Below are 21,500 nucleotides of genomic sequence, written 5' to 3'. Positions count from 1 at the left end.
CACTCACAGACGCACGTCGGCGGGGCCGTCGGCCATCGGCAGACCGGCGGCCAGCCACGCCTCCACCCCGCCGATCAGATCCGTGGCCCGGCGCAGGCCCACCGCCTGCAGACCGGCCGCGGCCAGGCTGGAGCTGTAGCCCTGCCGGCAGACCACGACGACGTGCAGGTCGTACCCGGTCGCCTCGGGGATCCGGTCCGGCGACGCCGGATCCAGGCGCCATTCCAGCACCGTACGGTCGATCACCAGCGCCCCGGGCAGCTCGCCCTGCACCCGGCGCTGGCTCTCGGTGCGGGTGTCGATGAGCAGCGCGCCGGCGGCGACCGCCGCGAGGGTCTCATGCGGGTCCAGCCGGCGCAGCCCGGCCCGGGCCCGGGTCAGCAGGGCGTCCACTCCCCGCGTCTCGATGATCGTCATCCTCCGATCATTCCCGCGACCCTGGGCCGGCGCACGACGGGCAGGACTTTCAACTGATCGGTTGACGCGTGGCCACGGTGCGGTCTACGGTCCTTTAAACCGATGAGTTGAAACCAGGGCCATGACACAGAAAGCCGGGGGCCGTGACCACAGACACGCTGACCCGGGTGTTCGCCGCCCTCGCCGACCCGACCCGCCGCGACATGGTGGCCCGGCTCGCCGAGGGCGACGCGACCGTGAGCCAGCTGGCCGAGCCGTACAGGATGACGCTGCAGGCGGTCTACAAGCACCTGCGGGTGCTCGAGGACGCCGGGCTGGTCAGCCGGCCACGCGGGCCGCAGCCGCGGCCGGTGCGGCTCGAGGCCGAGGTCTTCGACCTGATGGACGCCTGGATCGAGCGCTACCGGGCCCGCGCCGAGCAGCGTTACCGCCGCCTCGACGCCGTGCTGGCGGCGATGAAAGGAGACGAGCATGACCACGATCATGGAGACATCGATCGAGGCCGACCCGAAGGTGCCGGTGATCCGGCTGAGTCGTGACTTCGAAGCCACACCTGAACAGCTCTTCCGCGCGCACACCGACCCCGTGCTGTTCGCCCGATGGGTGGGCCCCGACGGCATGACCACCCGGATCGAGCACTGGGACGCCACCAGCGGCGGCAGCTGGCGCTACGTCTCGGTGCGCGACGGCACGGAGTACGGCTTCCACGGCTGCTTCCACGAGGTTCGGGTGGACCGCATCGTGCAGACCTTCACCTACGACGGCGAGCCGGACGGGGTGTCGCTGGGGACGATGTGGTTCGAGGACCTGGGCGGTGGCCGCACGCGGCTGCGCACCCAGTCGCTGGTCGACAGCTTCGAGGCCCGCGACGCGTGGCTGCGCAGCGGCATGGAGGTCGGCCTCAATCAGGGTTACGCAAAGCTGGAAAGGATGATCCACGATGGCGCTGTCTGAGATCCCCGCCGAGCGGCACCGGCAGATCGCCGGGCTCTTCACCGACCGCGTCCGCGGCACCCGGTCCTGGGACGTGCCGGCCCCGGTGGAAGGCTGGACCGCCCGCGACGTCGTGCGGCACCTGACCGACTGGTTCCCCGGCTTCCTCGCCGCCGGCGCCGGCATCGACCTGCCCCGCGGCCCATCGGTGGACGACGACCCGGTCCGCGCGTGGCAGGTGCACAGCGACGGCGTGCAGGCGGTACTCGACGATCCGGCGACAGCGGACCGGGAGCTCAGCAACCCGCACATCGGCAACCTGCCGCTGGCCAACGCGATCGACCAGTTCTACACCTCGGACGTGTTCATGCACACCTGGGACCTGTCCCGGGCCACGGGTCAGGACGACCGGCTGGACCCGGCCTTCTGCGCCGGACTGCTCGCCGGGATGAAGCAGATGGAAGAGGTCCTGCGCTCCTCCGGCCAGTACGGCCCGCGGGTCGAGGTGCCCGCCGACGCGGACGTCCAGACCCGGCTGGTGGGCTTCATCGGCCGCGACCCGTCCTGGCGGAGCGGGGTCACCCAGCCCTAAAGGTCACGCGTGTCGGCCGGGGCCATCAACCGCAACGCGTTGGGGTCCAGGCCGATCCGCAGCGGGGTCCGGCCGGACGGCTCGCCGTCGACCTCGACGCGGGCCGGGCGGTCGGTCTCCACCCACAGTTCGCCGACCGCCAGGAACGGCTCGTCGTCGAGCGTGCGCCGGTGACCGGTCGCCGCGTTGCGGGCCGTCTCCCGCAGCAGGCCCCACCGCCCGCGGCCACCGACCGGATAGGCCACCAGCAGCCGGTCGTCGGCGTGCGCGTCAGCCGTGATCGGCCGCCCGGCGTGGAAACCGCCGTTGGCCACGTAAAGCTGATGCGTGAGGAACGTGTGCTCCCGCCCGCCGGCGCGCACGACGATCCGCAATGGACGGTGCCGGGCCAGCAACCCCAGAGCCGTGATCGGGTACGCCGTCCGGCCGATCACCCGCTTCAGCAGCCGGGGCGCCGACAGCATCAGGTCGGCCGACAGCCCCACGCCGACGTGGTTGGTGAACGCGGTGCCGCCGGCGAGCCCCAGGTCGACGTCGATGACCTTGCCGTCGGTCAGCGTCGCCACGGCCTCGTCGAGGGACAGCGGCACGCCGACCGTGCGGGCGAAGTTGTTGGTGGTGCCCAGCGGCAGCAGACCCAGGGCGATGTCGCGGTGGGCGAGCAGCCGGGCGGCCGTACTGATGGTGCCGTCACCGCCGCCGGCGACGAGCAGATCCGGGCCGCGATCGATGACAGCGGCGAGCGTCGCTTCCAGCTCCCGGGGCCGGTCCACCGGGTACGCGTCCAGCAACGTGAACCCAGCCGCCAGCAGCCGGGTACGGGTGGCGTCGTACAACCGCATGCCCTGCCGCGAGTGGGCGTTGACGACGAGCGCCGCCCGCCGGTCCCGTTTGACTGCCTCGGTGAGCTCCTGCTTGGTCCGCATCCGAGCAGTTTCCCGTACGGGTCGGCAGGGGCGCACGGCCGAGGCCCCCGCTTCCACCGGTGGCGACAAGGTGCTGCGCGGTTCCGGGTGAAGTGAAGGTGAACATCATCAGGCGCAGGTATGCCTCCGCACGGACCGGGTAGCCGCCGACATGACGAACCCGCATGACGATCTCAGCAGCGTGGCCGACCCCGGCTCGATGGATCCGGACGCGATGACGGAGCCGGACACCGGCAACCCCGGCGACCTCAGCTACGACGAGGTGCACCGGGCGGAGGACGGCTGCCCCGGCGTTCCCGGCGAGGCCGCGGACAGCCCGGCAGCGCAGGGCGCCCCGGTGGGACCGCCCGACTGACCGGCGCTCGGCACCACGAAACCGGTCTCGGAAGCGGCGATCACGGCCACGCTCACGGGCAAGCCAGGCGAGCCGAGCCGCCGGCCCCTCCGGCTGGCCCACCGAGCGAGCCGGACGGCCGGCCCCGCCGGCGAACTAACGCGCGAGCCGGACTGCCAACTCACCCGACGAGCCAGGCGGCCAGCTCCCCCGGCCGACTCACCCGGCGAGCCAGGCGGCCAGCTCCCCCGGCCGACTCACCCGGCGAGCCAGGCGGCCAGCTCCCCCGGCCGGCTGAGCGCCACAAGATGCCCGCCCGGCATGGTCTCCGGCGTGATCCCCAGCCGTTTCCGCGCGACCCGGATCTGAAAGTCAACCGGGAACAGCCGATCCTCCCGCCCGCTGAGCACCCGAGTCGGCACATCCGGCCAAGCCTCAAGCGGCCACGGCTCACCAAACGGCGTACCCGACTGTCCCGGCTCAGCCGCCATGCCCTCCTCAGCAACCTCCACCGGCACGTCGTGGAAGAACATCACGCGAGGATCGAACGGCGCATCCGGGTCGCGCCCCTCGCGCACGTCGAGCTCGCGGCGAGCCTGCTCCTGGCCGGTCGCCGCCCACCAGTCGCCGCCGGTCTCGCCGGGCGCCGGAATCATGGCATTGACCAGCACGATCTCCTCGACGTCGAGACGGTCGCAGGCCAGCGGAACGCTGAGGCCGCCCATCGACTGGCCCACCAGCACCACCCGCCGATGGCCACCGGCGGCGGCGACGATGACGTTTGCGTACTCCCGCAGGCCGGCTTTGTCGTCGGCGGCCGGCAGGTCGACCGTGATCGCCTCGTGGCCGCGGCGGCGGAGCTCGGGCACGAGACGGTGCCAGTACCAGGCGCTGCCGCCGGCTCCGGGGACCAGGACGTACGAACGGGTCGTCGACATCGGCACTCCGCATCGTGGTTCTGATTTAGTACCAGTCAGTGCGGTAACGATACTATGAACACGTGGCCCGGACATATGACGACCCCTGCGGAGTTGCCCGCGCGCTCGACCTTGTCGGCGACAGGTGGGCCCTGCTGGTGGTTCGGGAGCTGCTGCTGGGCCCGAAGCGGTTCAGCGAGCTGCGCCGGGGCCTGCCCGGCGCCGGGCAGAGCATGCTCACCCACCGCCTGGCCGAGCTGGAGCGGGCCGGCGTGCTGCGCCGCCGGCAGCTGGGCCCACCAGCCAGCGCCCAGGTGTACGAGCTGACCGAACGCGGCCACGACCTCGAACCGGTCCTGCTGGCCCTCGGGCGCTGGGGCAGCCGCACACCGCCGACCTCCACGGCACCACTGAGCGTGGACGCGCTGGCCCTGGCGATGCGAACGACCTTCGACGCGGCTGCGGCCGGCACGTGGGCCGCCCAGTGCGAGCTGCGGCTCGACGGCGACGTCCTGGTGGCGGAGGTCAGCGACAGCCGGTTCACGCTCACCCGAGGTGCGGCTCAGGCGCCGGACGCGGTGCTCAACACGAGCGCGACGATCTTCCGAGGGCTGATCTTCGGTGCGGGGACCCTGGCCGCCGCTGAGGACGCGGGGCTGGTCACCGTACGCGGAGACCGGGAGGCTGCCGACCGCCTGCTGACGCTGTTCCCGCGGCCCCGGATCGAGGCGTGAGCGAGCGGCTCAGGCGCCGCGGATGAGCCGGTAGGACCGGTGCAGGTGCACGGCCCAGACTGCGACGAGTTCGCGGGCGGTGTCGAGGCGGCCCTGCGGCTTGTCGGTGATGCTCCACCGGCTGATGACGACCATGGGCCAAGTCTGGACGCCCCGGGGCGGCACACCGGGAGCTGCCGGGCAGCAGAACGGTTGCAGCGCCGGCGATCGAGTCAGCCCAGCTGGCCGTCGTAGTCGGGGAGCTTGAACGTGCGCTCGGCGTGACCGCCGCGAGGTCCGTGGCGCTGTTGCCGACGTTGGCCACGATCGGGTAGCCGCGCCGTTCGATGTCGGTGCGGGCCGCGGTTTTGAGCGTCTGGTCGTCGCTGAGGTCCAACGTCGGCCGGGTGTAGAGGTCAGCCGTGCGGTAGCCGACCAACCGCAGGTTGAGCTCGGTGACGACCTCGGCGATCTCCGGCCGGGCGGTCACGAAGAAGACCGCGGCGCCGGCCGAGCGTGCCTGATTGATTCCCGCGGATCGGCCCCGGGGGTGCGGCGCACCTCTAGAGTCGGCGGCGCGGTGCACCGCCATCACCGTGCGTAACCAATTCATCGCCGGCGCGGGGAGCCCAGGATCATGGGAAAAAGTTCGGATCATGAGTGCACAACCGACCACCCGGCACCCGTCCTAGAGGGTGTGACCTTCGAGCAGTTCGCGGTGGCCCGGCTTCCCAGTCTGCTGCGGTATGCGGTCGTCCTCACCGGCGACCGTGACCTGGCACAGGACGTCGTCCAGGAGGTGCTGGCCAGAGCGCAGGTCCGGTGGCGTCGGATCAACGTGGCCGACTCCCCCGAGGCCTACGTCCGCCGCATGGTGCTCAACGAGTATCTGTCGTGGCGGCGCAGCTGGGCGGCGCGCAACGTGCACGCCGTGGGGGAACGGCTGGTCGACATCGACGACGCGAGGGGCGGGGTACGCGACCACGCCCACGACGTCGTCGAGGCCGACGAGCTGTGGAACCGCCTGGCGACGCTCGGGCGCAAGCAGCGGGCGGTGCTCGTGCTGCGCTATTACGAGCAGCTCGACGACGATGCCATCGCCGATCTGATCGGCTGTTCACCGGCGACGGTGCGCAGCCACGCTTCGAGGGCGCTCAAGACGCTCCGGCTCTCGTCGGAGCGACAGCACAGGATCCACGCCGAGGAGAAGTCGTGACCGAGCACGGAGACCAGCTCCGCAACGCCTTTGAGACCCATGAACATCTGGCACCCGACGCTGCTGCGGTCTACAGCCGGGTGCAGGAGCTGTCCCGTTCGTACCAGCGCCGCCGCTGGGGTGTGCAGGCCGCCGGTGGCGCCGTGCTGGGCGTCAGCCTGATCGCCGGGGCGATCAGCCTGCCCGGGCTGCTGCCGGGCCAGCACAAGCAGGAGTCCGTCAACGCCGGCGCCGCCACGATGCCGAACATGGCCCCGTCGGCCGCGCCCTCCACGCCGTCGTCCGGGGCTGAGCTGGAGAAGCAGTACGACGCCTTCTTCGCCGCGGGCTACGACTACGAGGACGCGGTCAAGCTGGCCGCCATCTGGCGGTCGAAGGACGACATCGGCATGATCAAGGCCGAGGCCGGACGCCGGCTGCTGGCCGGCGAGAAGCTGCCGATCACGGCCACGCCGGACGACCCCGCGCCGGACGAGGAGATCAACCCGAAGGAACAGAAGCAGCTGGACGCGTACTTCGCCGCCGGTTTCAACTACGACGACGCGGTCAAGCTGGCCAAGCTGTGGAAGCTCGCCGACCCGTACTCGGCCAAGGTCGAGGGCGGCAAGCGGCTGCTGGCGAAGCAGAAGCTGCCGGTCAAGCCCAGCGCCGTCGCCGAGGCCAAGGAGGCGGCCCGGGTGAACAAGTTCTTCGCCGCCGGGTACGACTACAACGACGCGGTCAAGCTGGCCAAGCTGTGGAAGCTCGCCGACCCGTACGCGGCCAAGGTCGAAGGTGGCAAGCGGCTGCTGGCCGGCGACACCCTGCCCTTCAAGCCGTGACCGCCACGCTGCACCGGCGTACGGGATTCGAGATCGAGCTGATGGCCCCGCCGGGCCGCAGCCGGCGGACTCTCGCGCGGGACCTGGCCGACCGCTGCGGCGGCCGGGTCCACCCGGTGTGGCATCACGACAGCGAACCGTCCCTGGTCCCGGGCCTGGGCCGGTTCCTGCACCTGACCCAGGGCTTCGAGGTACGCCGGGCCGACGGCTCACCGCTGTGCACGCTGGTGGACGACGTCACCCTGATGGCGGGCCTCGACCCGCGCACCCCCGCGCCGCCGGGCTGGTTCCGCATCCTCAGCGACGACCCCCGCCTGCTGAACCTGCTCGCGAACCACAGCGACCCGGGCGGCACGCTGGGGGCCGCTCTGGACGCGACCGCCCAGCTCTGGGGCAGCAAGGTCCACCGGTACGGCGACGTGTACCGGCTGGACGACGTCTCCGGCGCCACCATCGCCCTGGCCGCGCCGCACGGCGGTGAGCGGGAACGGCCGTGCGAGATCGTCACGCCACCGCTGAGCGCCGACCACGGCGCCGCGCTGGAGGAGCTCCTCGGTCCGGCCCGTGAGCTGGGCTTCACCGTTCCGAGCGAGGCCGCCGTGCACCTGCACGTCGACGGCGCGCCGTTCCGGGAGCCGCACGCCCTGGCCAACGTCGTCCGGCTGTTCGCCCACTGGCGCGAGCCGCTGCGGCTGCTGTTGCAGACCAACCCGGCCTGCCGCAGGCTCGCCCCGCTGCCGGAGCCGCTGGTCGAGGCGGTCGCCGGCCTGCCCTCGTACGACGACCTGCGCAAGGCCGCGGCCGACGGCAAGCTCACCAAGTTCTTCGACGTGAACCTGACCCAGCTGCTCACCGACACCCCGATCCGGGACACGATCGAGATCCGGATCCTGCCCGGCGCCCTGACCGCCGACGACGTCATGAACCGCGCCGCCCTGGTGGAGCTGCTGCTGGACCGCTGCGTGGACCCGGAGCCGGTGCCCGCTCCCCCGTCCGACCCGGGCGCGGCGGTCGAGGAGCTGCTGCACCTGGCGGCGCGCGTGCTGGCCGATCGGGAGGACGCTCCGCACTGACCGCGGATCAGCCGGCGTCCCAGGGCGGCGTGCTGGTCGTGACGGTACGGCCGGTGTCGGCCGCTTCCTCGATCGCCAGTCCGATCAGGTGGTCCTGAGCGCCCTCGGCCAGCGGATATGGCTGCGGCCCGTCCCCGCGGACCCATGCGGCGGTCGCCTCGAGCAGCGCGGCGGTGGCGATCTCGTCATCGTTGAACCGCAGCCCCGCGTACGGGTTGCGGAAGAGCACCTCATCACCCAGGGTGATGTTCCCGGTGTCCGGATCGTGCGCGCCGCGGCCCCGCACCAGCGGCGTCCGCACGATTGTGCGCGGCCCGGCGAGCCGGACGACCTCGTCGTCGCGCAGCTCGCCGTGGCTGCCCCGCAGCAGCAGGCGCCGGAAGCGCAGCTGGTTGCGGGTCTGGTTGTCGGTGAAGTCGTAGAGGCCGCGGCGGCCGGCCCCGAAGTCGAGCGTGGCGATGGTCGTGGTGGCCAGGCGCGGCTCGGTGGCGCCCGTCCAGCCCGCCCGGTTCAACGGATCGAGCAATGGGGCCCGATGCCGGGTCGCCCGGACGGTGACAGGCTCGCGGCCGGCGCCGAGCAGCCCCCGCATCAGCGACACGGCGTGGTAGAGCTGCGTCGACGAGACGTGCACCTGGCTCGGCACGCCGATCAGACCACGGTCCACGACCGCCGCCCGCGCCGCGTGGGTGGGCATGAGCAGATACTGCTCGGCGACCTGCACCAGGCCCGACTCGCCGACGGCGGCCCACAGCTCACGCAGACCCGCGGCGTCGGAGGCGGGCGGCGTCTCGGCGAGCACCGGCACCTCGCGCTGCACGGCGGCGATGATGACGTCCGGATTGACCGTGCGGGGCAGGGCGGTCACCAGGAAGTCGGGCCGCGCCTCGGCGAGACACTCCTCCACCGACCCGTACGCCGGGACGGGCAGCCGGCGTGGCGTGCGAACCACCGCGCCCACACAGGACAGACCGTCGAGCCGGGCGGCGAGCCGCCAGTACGCCGCGGCCCGGAAACCCGCCCCGACGACCGCGAACGACGTCACCGCCCGATCCTAGTACGGTGCCACGGCCGGCGAGTCATGATGAAGAGTGTCTCCTCGCCGCCGCCTGATGCTCGGTGCCGCCCTCGCCGTCCTGCTGGCGGTGCTGGTGACGGTGGGCGTACGCCTGATCAACCGCGAGGATCCGGTCGCCCGCCCGGATCAGGCCAGGCCCGGACCGGTCCTGCTGGTCCCCGGGTACGGCGGCAGCCGGACCGGCCTGTCGCAGCTGGCGGCCCGGCTGCGCGCCGAGGGCCGCACCGCGACGGTGCTGACCCTGCCCGGCGACGGCACCGGCGACCTGCTCGTCCAGGCCGGCACGGTCGACGCCGCCGTCCGCGCGGCCCTGGCCGAAGGGGCGCCCTCGGTCGACGTCGTCGGCTACTCAGCCGGTGGTGTCGCCGTCAAACTGTGGGTGGACCGGCACCGCAGCGCCGACTCGGCCCGGCGGATCGTCACCCTCGGCTCACCCCTGCACGGCACCCGGATCGCCGGCGCCGGCTCCGCACTGGCCCCCGGCTCCTGCCCGGCGGCGTGCCGCCAGCTCGCCCCCGGCAGTGCACTGCTCGACGACGTCGACGAGGAACCGGTGCCCGACGGCCTGCCGTGGCTGTCGCTCTGGACGACCAACGACGAGACCGTGCAACCACCCGACTCGGCCCGCCTGGACGGCGCCACCAACCTGGCGGTGCAGACGCTGTGCCCGGACGCCCGCATCTCGCACAGCGCGCTACCAACCGACCCGATCGTCACCGCCCTGGTGCTGGCCGCCCTCGGCACAACCCCCTGGTCGGCGCCCGCAACCTGTCCCGCCTAGTCGGTCACGTCCCGGGTCATGAAGTTCGCCCACGCGGCCCCGAGCAGCACCACCAGGTAGACCAGCTGCAGGGCGGCGCCGCGTTCGATGTCGCGCCACAGCACCGGTTCGCGGAAGAAGTCGATCCAGGCCAGCCAGTAGCGGGTCGGCAGGTACGGCCGCACGGCGGCGGCCGCGTCCAGAGTCACCAGCACCTGGCTCACGACCAGCACGGCCAGCGCCCCCATCGCCGCACCCAGCGCCGAGTCGGTGACGGTGGACAGGAACAGCGCGATCGCCGCCACGCCCAGCATGGACACCGTGATGTAGGCGACCGTGGCGAGCAACCGCCAGGCCAGCCCGGCCGGGGTGATCGTGACGCCGGACAGGGAGGTGACATCTGCGGGCAGCGTCACCCCGGTGCTGTCGGCCTCGGCGCCGAACAACGTCAGCCCGGTGACGTAGGACGTGACCAGCACGGTCGCGATGGCGAAGAGCACGAACACCACCAGCGAGACCAGCTTGGCCACCAGCAACCGGGTCCGGCCCACCGGGCGGATCAGCAGGTAGCGCAGCGTGCCCGCGGATGCCTCGCCGGCCACCGCGTCACCGGCGAGCACGGCGACGGACACCGGCAGCAGCACCGGCAGGACCAGGGCCATCGCGGCGGCCGGATACAGCGCGCCGTTGCTGAGCACGGCGGACAGGAAGGCGCCGCCCTGCCCCGGTGGCGGCGGGATCCGGGTGGTGGCCAGGAACACCGCGACGATGAACGGCAGCGCGCACAGCAGCGCCGCGATCACGTACGTGCGCGGGCGGCGGAACAGCTTGGCCAGTTCGACCCGGATCATGCCGTGGCCCCTTCGACGCGGTCCGAGCTCGTGGTGGTGGCCTCCAGCACGACCTGTTCCAGCGAGCGCCGTTCACCGGCCAGTTCCACGACCCGGATGCCCGCGGTGACCAGCTCGGCGTTGAGGTCGTCGGGCGCCTGGTGGCGTACCGTCAGCCGGTCTCCGTCGCGGGCCTCGACCCGGCCGTCGAGCAGCGCGACCACCCGGTCCGCGTCCGGGGTGTGCAGCACCACCCGGCCGGTCGGCGCGCGCAGCGCGGCCAGGTCGTCCTGCAGGACCAGCCGGCCGCTGTCCATGACGCCCACCCGGCTGCAGAACGCCTCGATCTCGGTCAGCAGGTGGCTGGAGAGCAGGACCGTCGTGCCTTCTTTGTTGAGCTCGGTCAGCAGGTCGCGGATCTCCCGGATGCCCCGCGGGTCCAGCCCGTTGGTGGGCTCGTCGAGGATCAGCAGCCGGGGCGTGCGCAGCAGCGCCGCGGCCAGGCCCAGCCGCTGCCGCATGCCCAGCGAGTACGCCCGGACCGGCCGCCGGTCGATGCCGGCCAGCCCGACCCGTTCCAGGGCCTGGTCGACCCGCTGCCGCCGGTCGCGGCGCCCGCCGCCCGGCCCGGCCGCGTCGAAGAGGTTGAGGTTGGTGCGCCCGGGCAGGTGCGGATACATGCCCGGGCCCTCGACCAGGGCGCCGACCTGCGGCAGCACCTCCCGCACCCGCTTAGGGACGGGCAGGCCCAGCACCTCGATCTCGCCGCGGGTGGCGAAGACCAGCCCCAGCAGCATCCGGATCAGGGTGGTCTTGCCGGAGCCGTTCGGCCCGAGCAGGCCGTAGCGGTCGCCCTCGCGGACCTCCAGATCGACCCCGCGTACGGCCGTGGTGTGGCCGTAGCGTTTGGTCAGGTCCCTGGTGATGATCATGCGGTCCCTCCGGCGAGATCGGCGGCCACCCGTTCCAGGAGCGGCGCGTCCACGAAGCCGGTGACCAGATACGTCCGCTCCGCCCGCACCGCCAGGACGTTGAGCAGGCCGGCCGTGATGAGCACGGCCTCCCCGCCGGGCACGGTCAGCCGGCGTCCCCACCGGGCCGCGTTGCGGAACACGTCGTCGCCGAGCCGGCCGGGCAGGCCCAGCGCCACGAACCGGGCCAGGCCGTTGCCGTAGACGCCGACGACCGGCACGCCGGCGACGCTGTCCTGCCGGGGGAAGCCGGCGAGGCTGTCCGGCGGGGTCAGCGAGTCCCAGCGGTCCAGGGCGGCCAGCACGTCGGCCGCGGAGGTGGTGGCCGACCCGATGCCCGGCCCGGGAGCCGGCGGGACCAGCACCGCGGCGGCCGGGGCGGTCAGCGAGACCTCCAGGAAGCGGGTGACGAACACCGGCCGCCGGGCGCCCCGGGCGGTGATCTCCGCCTGCAGGGGCAGCCCGCTGACCGGGTCGGCCCACACGTCGATGTGCGCGACGGTGGTGCCCGGCGTGACCGGGACGATCCGCAGCCCGGCCGCGACCACCCCGGCGATCCGCTGGCCGGGCAGCTGCTCCAGGCGATCACCCGCGGCCAGGCTCAGCAGCCGGCGGACCAGCTCGGGCGGCGTCAGGTCGGCCGCCCGGGGCAGGCGCAGCGGCTGCTCACCGACGATCCGGGTGAGCTGACTCTCGCCGTAGTACCAGAGGTACTGCTCGCCGGGCAGCTGGTAGAGGCCCTGCTCGGTGCCAGGCCCGAGGACGTCCACCCGCCACCGGTCCGAGGCGCCACGCCAGACGCGCATCTCGGTGGTGCCGCTGACCAGGGCGGTGACCTGTTCCAGGTTGGGCAGCGCGGGCAGGCCGAGGGCACCCGCGCTCTGCGCGTACCCCTGATAGACCTGGGCGGCCGAGGCCGCGATCCGGTCCCGCAGCGCGGCGGGCGCGATCCCGGTCGCCGGCACCGGCCGGTGGGCCAGCAGCACCGGTACGGCGGTGAGCACGACCACAACCGCAAGCACGACGCTCCACCGGCGCCGGGCCTGCCCCGCCACCACCGTCCGCCCGGCGCCCGTCAGCTGCCTCATCAGCCGAGGTCGAGCACACCGGGGATACGGTCCGGACGCCGGCAGGTCGTCCGTACGGCCACCGAGGCACCGCCGCGGGCGCTGACCTCCATCGACTCCATGACGTCCAGCACGTGCAGCGCGACGTCGGCGGCGGCGCGGTGCGGCCGGTCCTCGACCAGCGCCTCGGCCAGGTCCAGCAGCCCCACCCCGCGTCCCCCGTCGGCGTAGCCAGCCGTCGGTGGCAGCACTCGCCAGGCGTCGCCGCCCGCGGTGAACAGGCGTACGTCACCGGCGAAGTAATTGGGATCCGGCACCGACAGGGAGCCGCGGGACCCGTACAGCTCGATGAACGGCAGATGGGTGGCCCAGATGTCGAAGCTCATCATCAGCGTGGTCAGGGCGCCGCCCTCGTGCTCGAGGATCCCGGTGACGTGGGTGTCGATGTCGACCGGGAAGGCCGTGCCGGCGCGCGGGCCGTCGCCGATGGTCCGCTCGTGCCGGGGCCGCGAGGACATGGCGACCACCCGGCGGACCGGGCCGAGCAGGTGCACCAGCGTGGTCAGGTAGTAGGGGCCCATGTCGAACAGCGGTCCGCCGCCCTGCTGGTAGTAGAACTCGGGGTCGGGGTGCCACCGCTCGTGGCCGGCCACGGTCATGAAAGCGGTCGCCGCGTGCGGGACGCCGATCTCGCCCGCGTCCACGGCCGCCCGGGCGGTCTGCACGCCCGTGCCGAGCACGGTGTCGGGGGCACAGGCGAGGCGCACCCCGGCCGCGCCGGCTGCCTCGACCACGGCGAGCCCGTCGGCACCGGTCGCGGCCAGCGGCTTCTCGCCGTAGACGTGCTTGCCGGCGGCGATGGCGGCGAGGGCCACGACGGCGTGCTGGTTGGGTGTCGTCAGGTTCAGGACCACGTCGACGTCGGGTGCGGCGTACAGGTCGGGCAGGGCGACCACCCGGGCGCCCGGGTGCTGATCGGCCAGCAGCTGCGCCCGGCCCGGGTCCAGGTCGGCCACCGCGGTGACCGTCACCTGCGACAGCCGGGAGAGGGTGGCGCTGTACTGGCCGCTGATCTTGCCGGCGCCGACGATGCCGGCTCTCAACGACTCGCCCACAGCATTCCTCTCTCCACGATGGTCCGCACGTTCGGATCCTGCAGGATCTCGACGGTGTGCCCCGGCGTGGCGACGAACACCCGGCCACGCCCCCACTGCCTGGTCCACACCGCCGGGCAGGTCACCGGCCGCTGCCAGGGCGCCCACGGGCGGACAGCGGTGGTCGTGGTCGCCAGCACGTCGATGTAGTCGTCGGTCAGCACCCAGTACTGCTCGGTGTCGAGGTCGAAGTCGGCGATGCCCTCGGTGACCGGGTGTCCCGCGGCGGCCGGCGTCATGGTGATCCGGTGCCGGACGTAGTTGTCGGACTGGTCGCCGGTGCGCTCACCCGGGGCCTCCCGGGCGGCGTGCGCGGCGAACTGACCGCCGATGAGCTGCAGATAGTCGGCGCTGGCCCGGAAGGCGTCGGCGATCCCGCCGTGCCAGCCGGCCAGGCCGGTGCCGGCCTCCACCGCGGACACCAGGCCGGCGACCTCCTCGCCGGAGATCGTCGCCATGGTCATGCACTGCACCACCAGGTCGGTGGCCGCCATCAGCTCGGCGTCGGCGTACGGGGCCGGCGAGTCCGCCACCTCCACGGCGAAACCCCGCTCGCGCAGGTACGGAATGAACAAGTCGGTGGCCTTGACCGGCTCGTGCCCGGCCCATCCACCCCGGACGACGAGTGCGCGCCGCTGAGATGTCATCTGTCCCCTCTCCTGCCACGATCCACAGCCAGCCTAACCACCGCTGCCGGCCCGGCCCGGAGCCGCGGAATGCCCGCCCCGGGGACGGTCATTCCCGGTGCGGACGAAACCCCTGCGCCGTACGCGTGAATCAGCCCGGATGCGGGCAGTTAGAGGCTGCCCGGCCGGTTCGGCCGGAGTGGTTCAGCACCATCTGGAGGATCCGATGACAGGTACGCCCAGCGCGGGGAGAGGTACCTGGGCCCAGACCCTGCGGTCCCGGGCACGGGAACGGCTCGCGGCGGCCGAGGCTCGGAACGCTCCCCCGCCGTTCGTGCCGGGTGACCTCCAGGAGCCCGCCACGCCGGTGCTGGTCGTGCAGGAACAGCGCCCGGGCACCGACGACGTCCTGCCCCGCAGCGTCCGTACGGCCGGCGCCTGGGCCCTGCGGTTCATCCTGTTCGTCGCGGCCGCGTACCTCTTCCTCCGGGTCGTCGGGCTGTTGCGGGTGGTCATCATCCCCGTGGTGGTCGCGCTGCTGCTGGCCGCGCTGTTCCAGCCGGCCGCCGCCGCCCTGACCCGCCGCGGGATGAAGCGCTCGCTGGCCGCCGGCCTGGTCCTCGTGGCCGCGCTGCTGCTGGTCTTCGGCGGGCTCAGCCTCATCGTGCGGACCTTCATCTCCCAGATCGACAGCCTGTCGTCGCAGGTCAGCGACGGCATCAACGAGGTGCAGGACTGGCTGTCACGCGGCCCGCTGCACCTGACCAACGCCGAGGTCAGCCAGTACGTCGACCGCGTCCAGCAGGCGGTCACCCAGAACCAGGGCGCGCTGACCTCTGGCGCGCTGAGCACCGCCACCACCCTGGGCGAGGTCGTCACCGGCTTCTTCCTGGTGCTGTTCACGCTGTTCTTCTTCCTGCGCGACGGCGGCCAGATCTGGTCCTTCCTGTGCCGGTTGCTGCCCCGCGAGGCCCGCGTGCCGACCGCCCGGGCCGGGCACTACTCCTGGCACACCCTGGTGTCGTACGTGCACGCCACTGTGCTGGTGGCCTTCGTGGACGCGGTCGGCATCGGCATCGGCCTGTTCGTGCTCCGGGTGCCGCTGGCGCTGCCGCTGGCCGCGCTCGTCTTCCTCGGCGCGTTCATCCCGGTGGTCGGCGCGACGGTCACCGGCGTGGTCGCGATCCTGGTCGCCCTGGTCGCCAACGGCCCGGTCACCGCCCTGATCGTGCTGGCCGTGGTCATCGCCGTCCAGCAGCTCGAGGGCCACGTGCTGCAGCCGCTGATCATGGGCCGGGCGGTCGCCCTGCACCCGCTGGCGGTGATCCTGGCCATCGCGACCGGCATCGTCGTCGCCGGCATCGTCGGCGGCCTCATCGCCGTCCCGCTGCTGGCCGTGCTGAACACCGCCATCCGCTACCTGGTCCGGCACCCCAGCGGCGACCCCACCCCGGACCGCAAGCCGCCGGGCACCGAAGCCACCGACGACGGCACCGCCGAGGCGGAGGACCGGGCCGAGGACGCCGAACGCCGGACCGACCCGGCCGAGCCCCCGCCGGCGGACAGCTCGGTCAACCACGAGGAGCCGGCGCCGGCCGCCCGGACCCCCTGAGTGGCACGCCGTCGCGGCCTGGGTGATCACACCCACGTCGCGGGCCGTGACATCGTGCGTAGGATCGATGCGCAGAACCTGAACCGAAATGATCCCGCCAAGGAGCACGATGCCGTTAACTCCCGCTGACATCCACAACATGGCCTTCAAGAAGCCGCCGATCGGCAAGCGCGGCTACGACGAGGAGGAGGTCGACGCCTTCCTGGACGAGGTCGAGCAGGAGCTGATCCGTCTGCTGGAGGAGAACGGCGCCCTGCACGGTCAGGTCCAGCGCGGCCCGGGTGGTCCCGGCCCGGCGGCCTCGACCATGGTGCTCAGCTCGGAGTTCTCCGACATCACGGCCCAGCTGGAGCGCATGCAGGAGGCCCGGGCCCGGGCCGAGCAGAACGCCCGCAGCGTGCAGGCCCAGCTCGAGCAGGCCCGCAACCAGGCCCCGGCCGCCCCGTCGCACTCCCCGGACAGTGAGGACCGCAACGCCCGGGTCCTGATGATGGCCCAGCGCACGGCCGACGACCACATGCGCGACGCCCGCCAGGAGTCGGAGACGCTGCTGGCCAACGCCCGCAACAAGTCGGAGCAGATCACCAGCGAGGCCCAGCTCAAGGCCGGCACGATCGAGGGTGACGCACGTCGCAATCACAGCGAGGCGATGAACAGCCTGGGCACCAAGCGCGCCGCCCTGCTGGACGAGATCGAGCGGCTGGGCCAGCTCGCGCAGAGCTACCAGGCGGCGCTGGACAGCCACATCAGCCAGCAGCTCCAGGAGCTGAACAGCTCCCCGGGAGCGAGCTAGCCCGTTCCGCCGGCCGGTCGCCGGGCGTCGAGGCGCCGCAGGTGCTCGCCGGTCAGCTCCAGCTCCGCCGCGGCGACGTTCTCGGCCAGGTGGGCGAGCGAGGCCGTGCCCGGGATCGGCAGCACGACCGGCGCGCGGGCCAGCAGCCAGGCCAGGGAGACCTGCGCCGCGGTGGCGCCCAGCTCGGCCGCGACGGCGGTGATCCCGGTGGTCACCGCCGACACCGCCGGATGCACGGGCCGCCAGGGCAGGAAGGCGATGCCGGCCGCGGCGCACGCCTCCAGCACCGGCTCGTGCTCCCGGTCCAGCAGGTTGTAGCGGTTCTGCACGCTGACCACGTCGACGATCCGCCGGGCCTCCGCGAGCTGGCCGACGGTGACCTCGGAGAGCCCGATGTGGCCGATCTTGCCGGCGACCTGCATCTCCCGCAACGCCCCGAGCTGGTCGGCCAGCGGCACGTCCGGGTCCACCCGGTGCAGCTGGAGCAGCTCCAGCCGGGGCACGCGGAGCCGGCGCAGGGCCTGCTCGACCTGGTCGCGCAACAGCTCGGGGCGCCCGCACACGGCCGCCTCGCGCGGCGGATCCGGCGGGGCGACCCCGACCTTCGTGGCGATGAGCAGATCTTCCGGGTACGGGTAGAGCGCCTCGGCGAGCAGCTCCTCGTTGGCACCCCAGCCGTAGAGGTGCGCGGTGTCGATCAGGGTCACGCCCAGCTCGACGGCCCGGCGAGCCACCGCGACGGCGTTGCGCCGGGCCGCCGCGGGCGCCGTGGGCAGGTGCATGGCCCCGAAGCCCAGGCGCCGGACCACCCGGTCACCGATGCGGTAGGTGCTCACTGTCATGTGCGCGGTGCCACCCTTCTCGCCCGAAGGCCACCGACGATCGCGTCCACCAACAGAAAACCCGCCAGGGGTACGCCGAACAGCGGCAACGCCCAGCCTAGGGCGAACACCACCGGCACACCGACCGCGACGGCCCAGGCCGGCAACCCCAGCCACGCACCGCGGGCCGGCGGCGCACCCACGACCGCCCGGCGTTCGGCCCGGGTCGGCCGCCGCTGCCACCACATCCGGTAGCCCCAGACGATCACGCAGATCAGCCCGACGGCCAGCGCCGCCAGCAGCACCTGGTTGAACACGCCGAACAGCTTGCCCATGTGGGCCTGCACGCCGAGCTTGCTGAGCTGGGAGAGCACCGGCCAGTCGGCGAAGTCGCTGCGGGCCACCACCGCCGAGGTCTGCGGATCCACGGCGACCCGGTCCAGCCCCACGGGCCAGGTGTTGTCGATGCCCGCCACGGTCCAGGCCGCGTTCGCCTCCTCGGGCACGGTCAGCTCGACCGGCCCGGTCATCCCGTGCTGCCGCGCCACACTCCACACGGTGTCGGCGGCGGCCGGATCGACGGCCCCGGCCGGTCCCGCCGCGCCACCGTGGTGCCCGCCGGCCGGCTCGGCAGCGACGGCGGTAGCCAGCTCCGGCTGGTGGGCGTCGAAGGTGTCGAGGACCGCGGTGAAGTTGCCGCCGGCGTACCGGGACCAGGTCAGTCCGGTGGCGGACAGGATGAGCAGGCCCACCGCCAGCCACAGGCCGGTCGCCGCGTGCCAGCTCCGGGTACGCCGCACCCCCTTCTTCGCGGACAACTCGGGCACGAGCAGCCGGCGTCCACGCGACCGCCGCCACCACAGGACGACGCCACCGAGCGCGATCACCCAGAGCCAGCTGGCGGCCAGCTCGGAGTAGAACCGGCCGGCCGCCCCGAGGTGCAGGTTGCGGTGCAGGTCGTCGAGCCAGGTGGTGACCGGGGTGGAGCCGTACCAGGTGGTGAGCGTGCCCTGCACGCGGCCGGTGCCCGGGTCGACGTGGACGGTGTGCTGCTTCTCGCCGAGTTCGGGCAGGGAGAACACGATCCGGGTGGTGGCATCGCCCGTGCCCGGCTGGACCGCCGACAGTGTGCCGGCGGGGTGCGCGGCGCGGGCGGCGGCGATCTGGTCCGCCAGGGGCAGCGCCGGGCCGTCCCCGGCGGATGCGGCGGTCAGCTGGTCGCGGTAGAGACTCGCGTCGAGCTGCGGGGTGATCGTGTAGAGCAGTCCGGTCACCGCCGCGACGAGCAGGAACGGCGCGACCAGGACGCCGGCGTAGAAGTGCAGGCGCAGCAGCAGCGCCCCGAACGCGGACTGGCGCCGTACCGTGGTGTCGCGGGTGCCGGCACCCGGCACGGCCTCTTCCGTGATGGTCATCAGCGGTCCTCGGAGTTCGGCGGCACGGCTGCGGGGATCGTCATCGGCTGTCCTCGGGGGTCGGCGGCGGGGTGGCCGCCGAGGCGTTCGGCGTCCGGCAGACAGGTCGGCCGGCGGGGCCGATCAGTTCCCGCCACGCGGCGCCCATTTCCCGCCCGCGCCCGGAAAAGCGGGCGAAGTGCGGTTGTAAGGTCGGCGGACGGGCATAGGCCCGCATTCGCACTTCTGATGGGGGACCTGACACCGTGATCCGACGTCTTGGCGGCGAGCGCGCCCACCGTGTCGTACGGTCCCGCCCGGACCTGCCCCGCACCGTGGCCACGCCGGTGACCGCGGTGGTCGTCGGCGGCGGGATCGCCGGCGTGACGGCGGCCCTGCTGCTCGCCGAACGCGGCGTCCGGGTGACCCTGCTGGAACGGGCCGCCCAGCTCGGTGGCCGGCTGGCCGCCTGGCCGAGCACGCTGCCCGACGGCACCCGGCACATGGTCGAGCACGGCTTCCACGGCTTCTTCCGGCAGTACTACAACTGGCGCAACGTGCTGCGCCGCATCGACCCGACTCTGTCGTTCCTGCAGCCGGCCGGGCGCTACCCGATCATCTCGCAGGAGTGGCCCGAGGAGAGCTTCGCCGGGCTGCCCAAGACCCCGCCGGCCAACCTGCTCGCGCTGCTGGCCCGCTCCCCCAGCATGCGGCTGCGCGAGCTGCGCGGACTCGACGGCACGGCTGCTCTGCCGCTGCTCAGCTACGACCGCGACGAGACGTACCGGAACTTCGACGACGTCTCGGCCAAGGACTTCCTCGACTCGCTGGGCATGCCGCCACGGGCCCGGGCCATGCTCTTCGACGTGTTCGCCCACTCGTTCTTCAACCACCAGGAGGACATGTCGGCGGCCGAGATGCTGATGCAGTTCCACTTCTACTTTCTGCGCAACCCGGAAGGCCTGGACTTCGACGCGCCCACCCAGGACTACGAGACGGCGATCTGGACGCCGCTGGCCCGCCAGTTCGAGGCGCTGGGCGGAGAGATCCGCACCGGCGCTACCGTCGAGAGCGTCGAGCCGGGCTGGACGGTCACCCTCGACGACGGCGAACGGCTCACCGCGGACCACGTCGTGCTCGCCGCTGACCCCGGCGCCGCCCGTACCATCGCGGCAGCCTCCCCCGGCCTGGCGGGGCACGCGCCGGAGCTGGCCGCCCAGCTCGCCGCGATCGAGACCACGGCCCCGTACGCGGTCAGCCGCCTCTGGACCGACCGCGACTGCCGGCCGGAGCGGGCGGTCTTCAGCAGCGTCTCCCGGGAGGCGACGCTGGACTCGGTCACGCTGTACCACCGCATCGAACGCGGCGCCGGCCAATGGGCGCGGCGGATCGGCGGGTCGGTCATCGAACTGCACGCGTACGCGGCGCCGACCGGCCTGGAGGCGGCCGAGCTGACCAAGCGGATGTGGACGGAACTGGGCGGCCTCTGGCCGGAGACGGTCGACATGACGATCCTGCACGTCGAGGAACGAGTGGGCCAGGACGCGCCCGCCTTCAACGTGGGCAGCGACGCGGGCCGCCCGGGTGTGGTCACCGACGCCGACGGGTTGTATCTGGCGGGCGACTGGGTCCGGATGCCGTTCCCGTCGGCGCTGATGGAACGCGCGGCCGCCTCGGCGATCCTGGCTGTCAACGCGATCCTGGAGCGGTACGGGGTGGGGCCGAATCAGGTGTGGTCGGTGGCTCCGCGCGGTCTGCTCGCTCGGGGGCGCTGACCGCTCGCCTCGGCTGACCGCTCGCCTTTTCTGACCGCTCGCCTTTCTGACCCCTCCCGGCGCTGACCGCTCGGCGGTGTGACCCCGAGACGGTGGCTCAGGGCTCGGCCAGGGGCGTTCCCCGATGTGTCTGGGGCCGGGCGGATGGGACTGTTCAAGGGTCAAGTTCGACGCCACCGGCAAGGAAAGCGAGACACCATGAACACCGTCCACGACTCCATGGCCCGCCAGGGACTGGTCCGCCCGCGCGAGGGCCGGATGCTCGCCGGCGTGTGTGCGGGACTGGCCCGACGGTTCGGGCTCGACCCGTGGCTGACGCGGGTGCTGTTCGTCCTGACCCTGTTCGTGATCCCCGGTAGCCAGATCCTGATCTACCCGGTGCTGTGGATCCTGATGCCGTCCGAGGAGCACTCCTACGCTTCGACGTACCCGCCGGCGGCCTGACCGCCCCCGCCCCGTCGAGCAAGGCCCGGCCGTTCGCGGCCGGGCCTTTCGCGTGCCCTTGGTTGCTTGTTCGCGCGTCCCCGCCTACCCCTTCGCCTGTCCCGGCCGCCTGCTCGCGTGCCACCGGTCACCCCCTCGCGCGTCCTCGCCCACCTCTTCGCCTGTCCCGGCCACCCCCGCGCGCGTCCCCGCCCAGCTTTCCGCGCCTCCCCGCCCAGCTTTCCGCTCGTCCC

General features: G+C 72.8%; 25 protein-coding genes and 1 pseudogene. 13 read left to right on the top strand and 13 right to left on the bottom strand.

The features are described 5' to 3' along the window. Positions 1-3: 3 nt before the first annotated feature. Positions 4-417 (bottom strand): rhodanese-like domain-containing protein, encoded by a 414-nt coding sequence (locus ACQP2Y_RS20360; RefSeq protein ID WP_433730539.1) that lies wholly within the window; start codon positions 415-417, stop codon positions 4-6. A 143-nt stretch (positions 418-560) separates the two neighbouring features. Between ACQP2Y_RS20360 and ACQP2Y_RS20355 the strand changes: the two genes are divergently transcribed. Genes ACQP2Y_RS20355 through ACQP2Y_RS20345 form a run of 3 tightly spaced genes read left to right on the top strand, consistent with a single transcriptional unit; the run spans position 561 to position 1,942 of the window. Next, positions 561-956 (top strand): ArsR/SmtB family transcription factor, encoded by a 396-nt coding sequence (locus tag ACQP2Y_RS20355; RefSeq protein WP_433730537.1) that lies wholly within the window; start codon positions 561-563, stop codon positions 954-956. After that, positions 889-1,371 (top strand): SRPBCC family protein, encoded by a 483-nt coding sequence (locus tag ACQP2Y_RS20350; RefSeq protein ID WP_433730535.1) that lies wholly within the window; start codon positions 889-891, stop codon positions 1,369-1,371. The genes ACQP2Y_RS20355 and ACQP2Y_RS20350 overlap by 68 nt, the downstream gene beginning before the upstream one ends. Further along, positions 1,358-1,942: a TIGR03086 family metal-binding protein gene (locus ACQP2Y_RS20345; RefSeq protein ID WP_433730533.1), complete on the top strand. Its 585-nt coding sequence runs from the start codon at positions 1,358-1,360 to the stop codon at positions 1,940-1,942. Before ACQP2Y_RS20350 ends, ACQP2Y_RS20345 begins: the two co-directional genes overlap by 14 nt. On the opposite strand, the gene ACQP2Y_RS20340 is transcribed toward ACQP2Y_RS20345, so the two are convergent. Then, positions 1,939-2,868, bottom strand: coding sequence for a diacylglycerol/lipid kinase family protein (locus ACQP2Y_RS20340; RefSeq protein WP_433730531.1), 930 nt, complete (start codon positions 2,866-2,868; stop codon positions 1,939-1,941). The two genes, ACQP2Y_RS20345 and ACQP2Y_RS20340, sit on opposite strands and share 4 nt — an antisense overlap. Positions 2,869-3,019: 151 nt before the next feature. Here ACQP2Y_RS20340 and ACQP2Y_RS20335 point away from each other — a divergent pair, with 151 nt between their 5' ends. Next, positions 3,020-3,223, top strand: a complete 204-nt coding sequence (locus ACQP2Y_RS20335; protein WP_433730529.1) for a hypothetical protein — start codon at positions 3,020-3,022, stop codon at positions 3,221-3,223. 236 nt (positions 3,224-3,459) lie between these two features. On the opposite strand, the gene ACQP2Y_RS20330 is transcribed toward ACQP2Y_RS20335, so the two are convergent. Continuing rightward, positions 3,460-4,071, bottom strand: a complete 612-nt coding sequence (locus ACQP2Y_RS20330) for an alpha/beta hydrolase (protein ID WP_433730527.1) — start codon at positions 4,069-4,071, stop codon at positions 3,460-3,462. A 131-nt stretch (positions 4,072-4,202) separates the two neighbouring features. Here ACQP2Y_RS20330 and ACQP2Y_RS20325 point away from each other — a divergent pair, with 131 nt between their 5' ends. After that, positions 4,203-4,853 carry a winged helix-turn-helix transcriptional regulator gene (locus ACQP2Y_RS20325; RefSeq protein ID WP_433730525.1) on the top strand — a complete coding sequence of 217 codons (651 nt, stop codon included), beginning with the start codon at positions 4,203-4,205 and terminating at the stop codon, positions 4,851-4,853. A 9-nt stretch (positions 4,854-4,862) separates the two neighbouring features. Here the strand turns inward: ACQP2Y_RS20325 and ACQP2Y_RS20320 are convergent, their stop codons facing one another. Together ACQP2Y_RS20320 and ACQP2Y_RS20315 are read right to left on the bottom strand one after the other, a co-directional pair. After that, on the bottom strand, positions 4,863-4,988 hold the full coding sequence (locus ACQP2Y_RS20320) for a hypothetical protein (protein ID WP_360553525.1): 126 nt from the start codon (positions 4,986-4,988) through the stop codon (positions 4,863-4,865). 178 nt (positions 4,989-5,166) lie between these two features. Beyond that, positions 5,167-5,424 (bottom strand): annotated as a pseudogene (locus ACQP2Y_RS20315) (HAD family acid phosphatase); the annotation flags it as partial. A 105-nt stretch (positions 5,425-5,529) separates the two neighbouring features. Between ACQP2Y_RS20315 and ACQP2Y_RS20310 the strand changes: the two are divergent. Genes ACQP2Y_RS20310 through ACQP2Y_RS20300 form a run of 3 tightly spaced genes read left to right on the top strand, consistent with a single transcriptional unit; the run spans position 5,530 to position 7,942 of the window. Continuing rightward, positions 5,530-6,048 carry a SigE family RNA polymerase sigma factor gene (locus tag ACQP2Y_RS20310; protein WP_360553526.1) on the top strand — a complete coding sequence of 173 codons (519 nt, stop codon included), beginning with the start codon at positions 5,530-5,532 and terminating at the stop codon, positions 6,046-6,048. Further along, complete coding sequence (locus ACQP2Y_RS20305; RefSeq protein WP_433730523.1) at positions 6,045-6,869, top strand: hypothetical protein; 825 nt, start codon at positions 6,045-6,047, stop codon at positions 6,867-6,869. The genes ACQP2Y_RS20310 and ACQP2Y_RS20305 overlap by 4 nt, the downstream gene beginning before the upstream one ends. After that, on the top strand, positions 6,866-7,942 hold the full coding sequence (locus tag ACQP2Y_RS20300; protein WP_433730521.1) for an amidoligase family protein: 1,077 nt from the start codon (positions 6,866-6,868) through the stop codon (positions 7,940-7,942). Before ACQP2Y_RS20305 ends, ACQP2Y_RS20300 begins: the two co-directional genes overlap by 4 nt. Before the next feature lie 7 nt (positions 7,943-7,949). Here the strand turns inward: ACQP2Y_RS20300 and ACQP2Y_RS20295 are convergent, their stop codons facing one another. Beyond that, a complete protein-coding gene (locus ACQP2Y_RS20295) occupies positions 7,950-8,987 on the bottom strand; it encodes a Gfo/Idh/MocA family protein (protein ID WP_433730519.1) in 1,038 nt (345 codons plus the stop codon). Between the two features lie 46 nt (positions 8,988-9,033). On the opposite strand from ACQP2Y_RS20295, the gene ACQP2Y_RS20290 reads away from it, so the two are divergent. Continuing rightward, entirely contained in the window at positions 9,034-9,801 is a 768-nt protein-coding gene (locus ACQP2Y_RS20290; protein WP_433730517.1) for an esterase/lipase family protein, read from the top strand. Here ACQP2Y_RS20290 and ACQP2Y_RS20285 read toward each other — a convergent pair. Genes ACQP2Y_RS20285 through ACQP2Y_RS20265 form a run of 5 tightly spaced genes read right to left on the bottom strand, consistent with a single transcriptional unit; the run spans position 9,798 to position 14,449 of the window. Continuing rightward, positions 9,798-10,631, bottom strand: a complete 834-nt coding sequence (locus ACQP2Y_RS20285) for an ABC transporter permease (protein WP_433730515.1) — start codon at positions 10,629-10,631, stop codon at positions 9,798-9,800. The genes ACQP2Y_RS20290 and ACQP2Y_RS20285 overlap by 4 nt on opposite strands. Continuing rightward, positions 10,628-11,542 (bottom strand): ABC transporter ATP-binding protein, encoded by a 915-nt coding sequence (locus ACQP2Y_RS20280; protein WP_433730513.1) that lies wholly within the window; start codon positions 11,540-11,542, stop codon positions 10,628-10,630. The genes ACQP2Y_RS20285 and ACQP2Y_RS20280 overlap by 4 nt, the downstream gene beginning before the upstream one ends. Further along, complete coding sequence (locus tag ACQP2Y_RS20275; RefSeq protein ID WP_433730511.1) at positions 11,539-12,669, bottom strand: hypothetical protein; 1,131 nt, start codon at positions 12,667-12,669, stop codon at positions 11,539-11,541. The genes ACQP2Y_RS20280 and ACQP2Y_RS20275 overlap by 4 nt, the downstream gene beginning before the upstream one ends. After that, positions 12,669-13,763: a Gfo/Idh/MocA family protein gene (locus tag ACQP2Y_RS20270; RefSeq protein ID WP_433730509.1), complete on the bottom strand. Its 1,095-nt coding sequence runs from the start codon at positions 13,761-13,763 to the stop codon at positions 12,669-12,671. Before ACQP2Y_RS20270 ends, ACQP2Y_RS20275 begins: the two co-directional genes overlap by 1 nt. Continuing rightward, positions 13,748-14,449, bottom strand: a complete 702-nt coding sequence (locus ACQP2Y_RS20265; protein ID WP_433730507.1) for a ThuA domain-containing protein — start codon at positions 14,447-14,449, stop codon at positions 13,748-13,750. The genes ACQP2Y_RS20270 and ACQP2Y_RS20265 overlap by 16 nt, the downstream gene beginning before the upstream one ends. 205 nt (positions 14,450-14,654) lie before the next feature. On the opposite strand from ACQP2Y_RS20265, the gene ACQP2Y_RS20260 reads away from it, so the two are divergent. Both ACQP2Y_RS20260 and ACQP2Y_RS20255 read left to right on the top strand, forming a co-directional pair. Then, a complete protein-coding gene (locus tag ACQP2Y_RS20260) occupies positions 14,655-16,040 on the top strand; it encodes an AI-2E family transporter (protein ID WP_433730505.1) in 1,386 nt (461 codons plus the stop codon). A 109-nt stretch (positions 16,041-16,149) separates the two neighbouring features. Then, the gene (locus ACQP2Y_RS20255; RefSeq protein ID WP_433730503.1) at positions 16,150-16,833 is read left to right on the top strand and encodes a DivIVA domain-containing protein; all 684 of its coding nucleotides are present in this window, start codon (positions 16,150-16,152) and stop codon (positions 16,831-16,833) included. Here ACQP2Y_RS20255 and ACQP2Y_RS20250 read toward each other — a convergent pair. Continuing rightward, the gene (locus tag ACQP2Y_RS20250; RefSeq protein ID WP_433730501.1) at positions 16,830-17,675 is read right to left on the bottom strand and encodes an aldo/keto reductase; all 846 of its coding nucleotides are present in this window, start codon (positions 17,673-17,675) and stop codon (positions 16,830-16,832) included. The two genes, ACQP2Y_RS20255 and ACQP2Y_RS20250, sit on opposite strands and share 4 nt — an antisense overlap. Beyond that, a complete protein-coding gene (locus tag ACQP2Y_RS20245) occupies positions 17,672-19,069 on the bottom strand; it encodes a PepSY-associated TM helix domain-containing protein (protein ID WP_433730499.1) in 1,398 nt (465 codons plus the stop codon). The genes ACQP2Y_RS20250 and ACQP2Y_RS20245 overlap by 4 nt, the downstream gene beginning before the upstream one ends. Before the next feature lie 245 nt (positions 19,070-19,314). On the opposite strand from ACQP2Y_RS20245, the gene ACQP2Y_RS20240 reads away from it, so the two are divergent. Both ACQP2Y_RS20240 and ACQP2Y_RS20235 read left to right on the top strand, forming a co-directional pair. Then, complete coding sequence (locus ACQP2Y_RS20240) at positions 19,315-20,823, top strand: FAD-dependent oxidoreductase (RefSeq protein WP_433730497.1); 1,509 nt, start codon at positions 19,315-19,317, stop codon at positions 20,821-20,823. Positions 20,824-21,021: 198 nt separating this feature from the next. After that, positions 21,022-21,267, top strand: coding sequence for a PspC domain-containing protein (locus ACQP2Y_RS20235; RefSeq protein WP_360826075.1), 246 nt, complete (start codon positions 21,022-21,024; stop codon positions 21,265-21,267). Positions 21,268-21,500: the final 233 nt, after the last annotated feature.

It is taken from the genome of Actinoplanes sp. CA-051413, from assembly GCF_050955795.1.
In the GTDB taxonomy this organism is placed as follows: domain Bacteria; phylum Actinomycetota; class Actinomycetes; order Mycobacteriales; family Micromonosporaceae; genus Actinoplanes.
This window is presented reverse-complemented; position numbering and strand designations above follow the sequence as displayed.